Origin of the sequence: Nocardia sp. NPDC057440, from assembly GCF_042802915.1 — a bacterium.
Lineage (GTDB): Bacteria > Actinomycetota > Actinomycetes > Mycobacteriales > Mycobacteriaceae > Nocardia.
In genome coordinates, this window is record NZ_JBHVDF010000020.1 from 89,501 (window position 1) to 95,870 (window position 6,370).

At 66.9% G+C, this 6,370-nt stretch carries 5 protein-coding genes and 1 pseudogene; all 6 read right to left on the reverse strand.

The window, feature by feature from the left end; all coding sequences use genetic code 11:
- Positions 1-23: 23 nt before the first annotated feature.
- On the reverse strand, positions 24-1,247 hold the full coding sequence (locus ACFU4Z_RS31390; protein WP_379070306.1) for a transcriptional regulator: 1,224 nt from the start codon (positions 1,245-1,247) through the stop codon (positions 24-26).
- A 662-nt stretch (positions 1,248-1,909) separates the two neighbouring features.
- A pseudogene (locus ACFU4Z_RS31395) lies at positions 1,910-2,574 on the reverse strand (helix-turn-helix domain-containing protein); the annotation flags it as partial.
- Positions 2,571-2,966 (reverse strand): VOC family protein, encoded by a 396-nt coding sequence (locus ACFU4Z_RS31400; protein ID WP_379070309.1) that lies wholly within the window; start codon positions 2,964-2,966, stop codon positions 2,571-2,573. The gene ACFU4Z_RS31400 and the pseudogene ACFU4Z_RS31395, both read right to left, overlap by 4 nt.
- Before the next feature lie 10 nt (positions 2,967-2,976).
- Positions 2,977-3,660 carry a helix-turn-helix domain-containing protein gene (locus tag ACFU4Z_RS31405; protein ID WP_379070429.1) on the reverse strand — a complete coding sequence of 228 codons (684 nt, stop codon included), beginning with the start codon at positions 3,658-3,660 and terminating at the stop codon, positions 2,977-2,979.
- Entirely contained in the window at positions 3,660-3,821 is a 162-nt protein-coding gene (locus ACFU4Z_RS31410; RefSeq protein ID WP_379070312.1) for a hypothetical protein, read from the reverse strand. The genes ACFU4Z_RS31405 and ACFU4Z_RS31410 overlap by 1 nt, the downstream gene beginning before the upstream one ends.
- 26 nt (positions 3,822-3,847) lie before the next feature.
- Positions 3,848-6,370: LuxR C-terminal-related transcriptional regulator (locus ACFU4Z_RS31415; RefSeq protein ID WP_379070315.1), on the reverse strand; the 2,523-nt coding region annotated here is incomplete at its 5' end.

A 6,370-nucleotide genomic window follows, 5' to 3' on the forward strand; every position in this document is an offset into this window, starting at 1 on the left:
TTGGTGCCGTCGACCCGCGGAAGCTAGGTGTGCAATGCGGTGTGGAGGCGCGCGGCAACCACGGCACGCCGCACGTCGTCGGCGGGCAACAACCGCAGCGCGTGCTCGTGTATTTCGATGTCGTCGGGGACGCGTTCTCCGAGCGTCACCGCATGCTCGGCGCGATCGCTCGCCAGCACCACGGTGCGCACACCCACGTCCAGATACGTGCGCCACTCCACCACGCCCGGCGTGTCCGAGCCGGGCAGCAGCGGTCCGCGATAGAGCCACAGCGCCGAGGTGGCGTCCCCCGCCGCGATGGCGGCGAGCAACTCGACCGCGTCGCAGGACACCGCGCCGGTGAGCATGTACCTGCGGTTGGTGATCTCGCCGCCTGTGGTCCGGCGCAGGTGCGAGACATCGGCTTTGAGCGTGTTGGCGGAGACCTGGCGGTCGCCGTAGACCGCGGCGTGCAGTTGCTCGGGGGTGAAGCCGTCGGGCTCCAGTGCGAGCAGAGCCAGGATTTGCAGTTGGCGTGGTGGTAGCGGGACCGGTCTGCCTTCGCGTAAAAGCTTTGCGGCGCCGAGGCATTCGAGACGTACACCCGGCGCCGGGGTGGGCGCGGCCGCGCGCAGCATGGTCTCGACGGCGGTGACGAGGGCACGCACCGAGGTCATGACTGCAGGATGCGAGCGGTTCCACGAGCTGGAGAGGTCGAGCACGCCGACCTGTCTGCCGTCGGGCGCGTGGATCGGCGCGGAGTAGCAGACCCAGCCGTGCAGTGCGGCGACCAGGTGTTCGGCCGAGAACACTGTGGTGGGGCGGTCGTCGTGGAGCGCGAGCGATAAACCGTTGGTGCCCATATGGCTTTCGTCCCAGCGACCGCCGGGGGCGAAGTTCACCTGTTCGGCTTGCCGACGGACCGCGCGGTCACCGCAGGACCACAGGACGATGCCCGATTCGTCGGTGACCGCGGCAACGTAGCCCGCTTCCTCGGCGATGCTGCGTAGTTGGCCTCCCAGTTCGGTAATCGGTGCGCGCAAGGCGGATTCCGACCAGCGGTCGCCGACATCGTCGAGGCCGGGCGCGGCCGTGCGGCCCGGGTCGACGGTGTGTAGTGAGCGCTGCCAGGATTGTGCGACTTCAGCGCGGAGCACGCTGGTTTCCGCCGAGATGTCAGTCGCCGCCGCGGTCGGCGCTGTCGCCCAGCGGGTCCATTCCTTTTCCAGTTCTGCCCGCTGCTGGGTGAGGGTGCGGAACAGTGCCACCTCGAAACCCCGTCGTCGATTGAGAGCTCACATTCGCTCTCTCATCATGGCGTATGCACCCCGGATGCGGGAGAGATTGACGCTGAACCAGCCGGTCGTCATGTTTACCGCTGTCATTCCAGGCAGGTCAGAGGCTGTATTCGCGCTCCGCGAAACGACTTCCAGCAGGCCAACTTGCCAAGAACTTGCCAACGCGCGGAGAGCGCTCATCAGGTCACCCGAACAGTGCAGCGCCGGCGGCGCGCAAATCCTCGGGTTGTGCATCACTGTAGATGGACAGCGACACCGCCGGATCGTGGCCGTGCCAGGCCGCGACTATGTGCAACGAACAGGCATTACCGGGCGTTGCCCATACCCGGTCTGAATCCATCGGAACAGCCGATATGCGTAGGGGATTTCGTGGCCATCGCGATAGGATGTCGACGCGGCTGTGACGAGCGTGACGAACTCTGAGCCGCATCGGCTGGTCACCGATCGAAGCAAAGACCATCAGAGGCAGCGAGCTTCGCTGCGAAGGTGTGGTGGCACCGCGACGGACCCGATCCCCACACCTCCCGGGGACATCAACCAGGAGGCTGCCGAACAACGGAATTCCGCTGGCCCGTACTGGATGACCGTGGCGGCCAGCACTGCGTGCTGGAATCCATCGAGCAGGTGCGTGTGTGGGCGGCCCTCACGCCGTGTAGGAACCCGATCGCGGTGGCCGCCTTCTCATTCGGCAGAGGTTCGGTGTAGGCGAGGCGGGTGTGGCCGTCGACGGCGGAGTGCAGGTACACGTATCCGCGCTTCCCGGTCTTGGTCTTCGATCGTGCCGCCGCACGGGCTTGCTCCGAGTCGCGGCCGTACACACGCCATCCGCCGCCGTCGGGTATGCGGCCAACCTTCTTCACATCGACATGCACAATGTGCCCCGGCCTCTTCGAGACGATTGTTCGAGGTCGCCGGTTGGTGTCGCCGTCGGGGTCGATGAATCTGCGCCGGTTCAGCCCGAGTCGGCCGATGATTCGGGTGACCGTGCGCCGGCTGATTTGAACGCCGTCGTCGTTGAGTTCGAACGTGATCCGGTATGCGGACCATTTACGCTCCCGCCGCCAGGTCTCGATCAACTCGACAACCTCCGGCGATATCGCTGTCGGTTGACGGTGCGACGCGGACGATCGGTCCAGCAGGCCGAAGTCCCCGTAGCGGCGCCACCGATTCACCCACTTGGACGCGCTGCCCGAGAGATTCCCATCTCGGCTGCCACGTGCGCGATTGGTCGGGTGCGGCAGCGCTCTACGAGCCGACGCCGGCCTTCGAAGCTCAGCGGCGAATTCCGATGAGTTATCGAACCTGGCGAAGATCCCCGCTGATGACCCAGAGATGGCCGAACGGGTCTTTGACCCTGCCTTGCCGCTTGCCGTACGGCCGGTCGTCGATGGGGATCACGATCTCGGCCCCGTGGCGCACCATGCGCTCCGCTATCGCGTCAGGGTCCGGCACGGTGAGCAGGATCAAGACAGGCGAGCCGCCAATAGATCGTGGATCGTTCCATCCCCATTCCTCCACGCTCTGCGCCAGGGAGAACGTGACGGAGCCGAATGTGAGGTCGGCGTGGTTCACGATGCCGTGGTCATCAGCGACTCGAAGTTGCACCTGGGCGTCGAGCGCCCGAGTGTAGTAGGTGATCGCTGCGTCGGCGTCGGAGACCAGGAGTTTGGGGAGCAGTTGGCTATTCATGCCCCCATCGTCATGGGGCGGGGCGCTGCCAGCCTTGTAGATTTCGGCCCTCTTCATCAAGCCAGGCGGTGGGACTCGTGCCCATCAGGTCACGGAAGTCATGCACAAGGTGACTCTGGTCGTGGTAGCCGTACTCGGCGGCAACTTCGGCCCACGAGCCCGCCCCTGCGCTAGCACCCGTCAAAGCGGAGCCCAAGCGTGCCACCCGAGAAGCGAACTTGGGGCTGATTCCCAGGGAGCGCCGCATTACATACCGCAACCGCCGAGGGCTTAGGTGAGACGATTGCGCCAAGTCCTCCACCGACGCCGTACCTCGCGTGTCTCTGATCTGGTCCAGTGTTCGGAAGGCGTCTTCGGAACCAGCGTCGTCAGTCCGATGCAGCTGGTCGAGAAGCCTTGCACGCAAGACCGCCTCTCGTTGATCGACCGGCCGGTCGGCGAGTTCTTCAGACAGTGAATTCACCCACGGAAGAACCTCATCGGCGCTCACACCGCCAGCGTCTATCTCACTCAGCGGCACCCCCGTCAGACGTTGCAATGCCGATGGCGACAACTCCACGTAGGCGATCGGCTGCTGCGAACGCAGAGTCGTGGCCGCCGCCACGATTCCCGGACGCATGAACCCTGCGACGATTGCCCGGGCGTGGTGGACCCTTGTGTCGTAGTGGACCTCGATCGGGCCGTCCAGGCTCATCACCAATCGAGCCGAGAGCCCAGGGCGGCCCGATGCAGACGCGCCGCTCCGTCGTGTTCACTGACAGCCACCATGCCGATGCCCAGGGCGAGACATGCGTGATGTAGCTCCACCGTCACATTGTCACATCCCTCGGCAGCCTCACCGGACAGAATGGACATGTCAACAAGGTGTTGTCCCGCAACACCTAGCTCAGCGCGCCGGTCAAGGTCGCCAGTTCGTTGCGCGAGGTGACGCCGAGTTTCGGGAACGCCTTGTACAGGTGGTAACCGACCGTACGTGGGCTGAGGAACAGTTGAGCGCCGATTTCCCGGTTCGATGCGCCGGCCGCGGCGAGCCGTATCACCTTGAGTTCCTGCGGTGTCAACGTCCCCAGCGGGCCCGTGGCCTGCTCGGGCGCGGCGATGACAGCTCCGGTAGCACGCAGTTCCGCGGTCGCTCGCTCCCACCACGGCAGCGCGCCGAGCCGAGCGAAAGTATCCGCGGCCGTGCGCAAGTGGTCCCGTGATTCGATCTTGCGCTGCTCACGCCGCAGCCATTCCCCGTACAGCAGTTCGGTGCGCGCGCGGGCGAACGGCTGGTCTTCCGCCTGGTGCAGCGCCAGTGCTCGTCGATAGTGTGCCTCGGCCGTGGGCCCCGTGGACAACAAGGCGGCGCAGCGTTCGGTGATGGCGAGCGCCCAGTCGCGTCCGGTCGAGCGGGCCCACTCGCTGATCCTCGCGTAGGGCCGTTTCGCGAGTTCGCTTCTGCCGCAACGAACTGCGGCCTCGATATGGTCGGCGTCACCGAACAGCGGCTCGAAGTTGTGCCGGATCGGTCCGGTCGCGGCGGCCTGGCGGCGGTCGAGCACCCTGTCGTAGCGTCGGCTGCCGAGATCGAGCGCGGTGAGCGCGTAGTCCGACCACGCGAGTGGCGTAATCCATACACCCGAGGCGTGCGCGGCAACCTCGTCAACGAGTGCCCGGCATCGGCTCACGTCTCCGGAGACCGCGGCCAGCCACGCTGCGACACCGGTAGCGTAGGCGAACCACAACTGCTGTCCGGTATCGGTAGCGATCATTCGTGCCTCGTCCACATTGATCGCGGCTTCGGCGTGCGCGCCGAGCAGACATTGCGAGACGGCGAGCAACACCAGGGCTCCGGCTAGCTGTCCGGCCATACCACGATCCCGGCATTCGAACTCCAGGCGAATCGCTTCCGCTTGCGCCCCTTCGATATCGCCGCGTGCGAGGTGAACGTAGGCGCGAGCAGTCCGTGCGGACGCGGGGACGTCCTCGTCGTCCAAGGGGCCGGGCATGGAGAACGGCGCGTCGTCGTCGTAGCGCCAGAGCAGGATGGCGTTCAGCGCGAAGGAGGAGCACGACGCGCCACCCATCGCTCGACTCAATTCGGCGATCCGGCGGCCGAGCACGATCTGTTCCGGATCGGCCGTACTGGCCCACACGCAGACGGCCGCCTGACCGACCAGGGACATGAACGTATCCGACTCGAGGTCCAGCGCCTTCTCCGCGACATCGAGCAGGATCCGCGCGGCATCGATCGGTCGTCCCCTTTCGAAGGCGACGCTCGCCCGGACCCAGGCGAGTGCGGCAACGAGATGCCCGGCGTCGATGAGCGGCGCTGCCCGGTCTGCCAGAATCCCGGCCCGACGCAGCTGCCCGGCGTGCACCGCGCCCTCGGCGGCCGCCGTGTAGCGGCGACCCGCGGTGACTGCCTCGACGGACAACGACGCGGCACGTTCGTAGGCAGCCGATGCGGCGGCGAATCCGCCCCGCTGACCGGCGCGTTCGGCGGCGTGCTCGAGTTCGTCGGCGACAGCCTGGTCCGGCCCGGTCGCGTTCGCCGCTCGATGCCACACGGCCTGGTCGCCGTCTAAGACCTCGGCGAGAGCGCGATGCGCGGTCATGCGCTGCGCGACATCGGCGATCGATCGGGCGACGGCCCGCACCAGGGGGTGCCGGAACACGATGGCCGACGGAGTGACTTCCAGCAGCCCCGCCCGTTCGGCGGGTACGAAGTCCGTGATCGACGCGCCAAGGAGCTGGATTGCCCTGGTGACGGCGGATAATTCCGCCATACCACTCACCGCGACTACCAGGACGCACAGGTGGGTCATTTCGGGCAGGGCTGCGATGCGGTCGCGGAACGATGCCATCACCCGGTCGGCGGCGATCGGGTTCGCGCCGAGTCGCAGGCTCAATGGGGCGATGTTGCCGATCCGCTGCTCGTCGGTCAGGGCGCGGGACAGTTCGATGAGGGCGAGTGGATTGCCAGCGGCCTCGGCGACCACCTGATCACGGACCGCCAGAACCAATTCCTGTCCCGACTCGGCGACGAGTTGCCCAGCGGCATCCGGGGTCAACCCGGAGAGGTGGAGCTCCTTGATCCCGGGCGCACTGAACGACCGGCCGTTCTCGCGAGCGGTGATCAGCACGGCGAAGGACTCGGCGTGAAACCGGCGAACGGCGAACAACAGGGCATCGATGGACTCCTGGTCCAGCCATTGCGCGTCGTCGACGAGACACAGCAGCGGCCGATCTGGTGATAGTTCCGCGATCATGGTCAGGGTCGCGAGCCCGACGAGGAAGCGGTCGATGCCCTCGGCGGGGGGGGGCGGCGCGGGGGGCCCGGGGGCGGCGCTCCGCCCGCGGGGGCGCGCGGTGACCCCGCCCCCCCCGAGCACACCCCCCCCCCCCGCCCGCACCCCGGC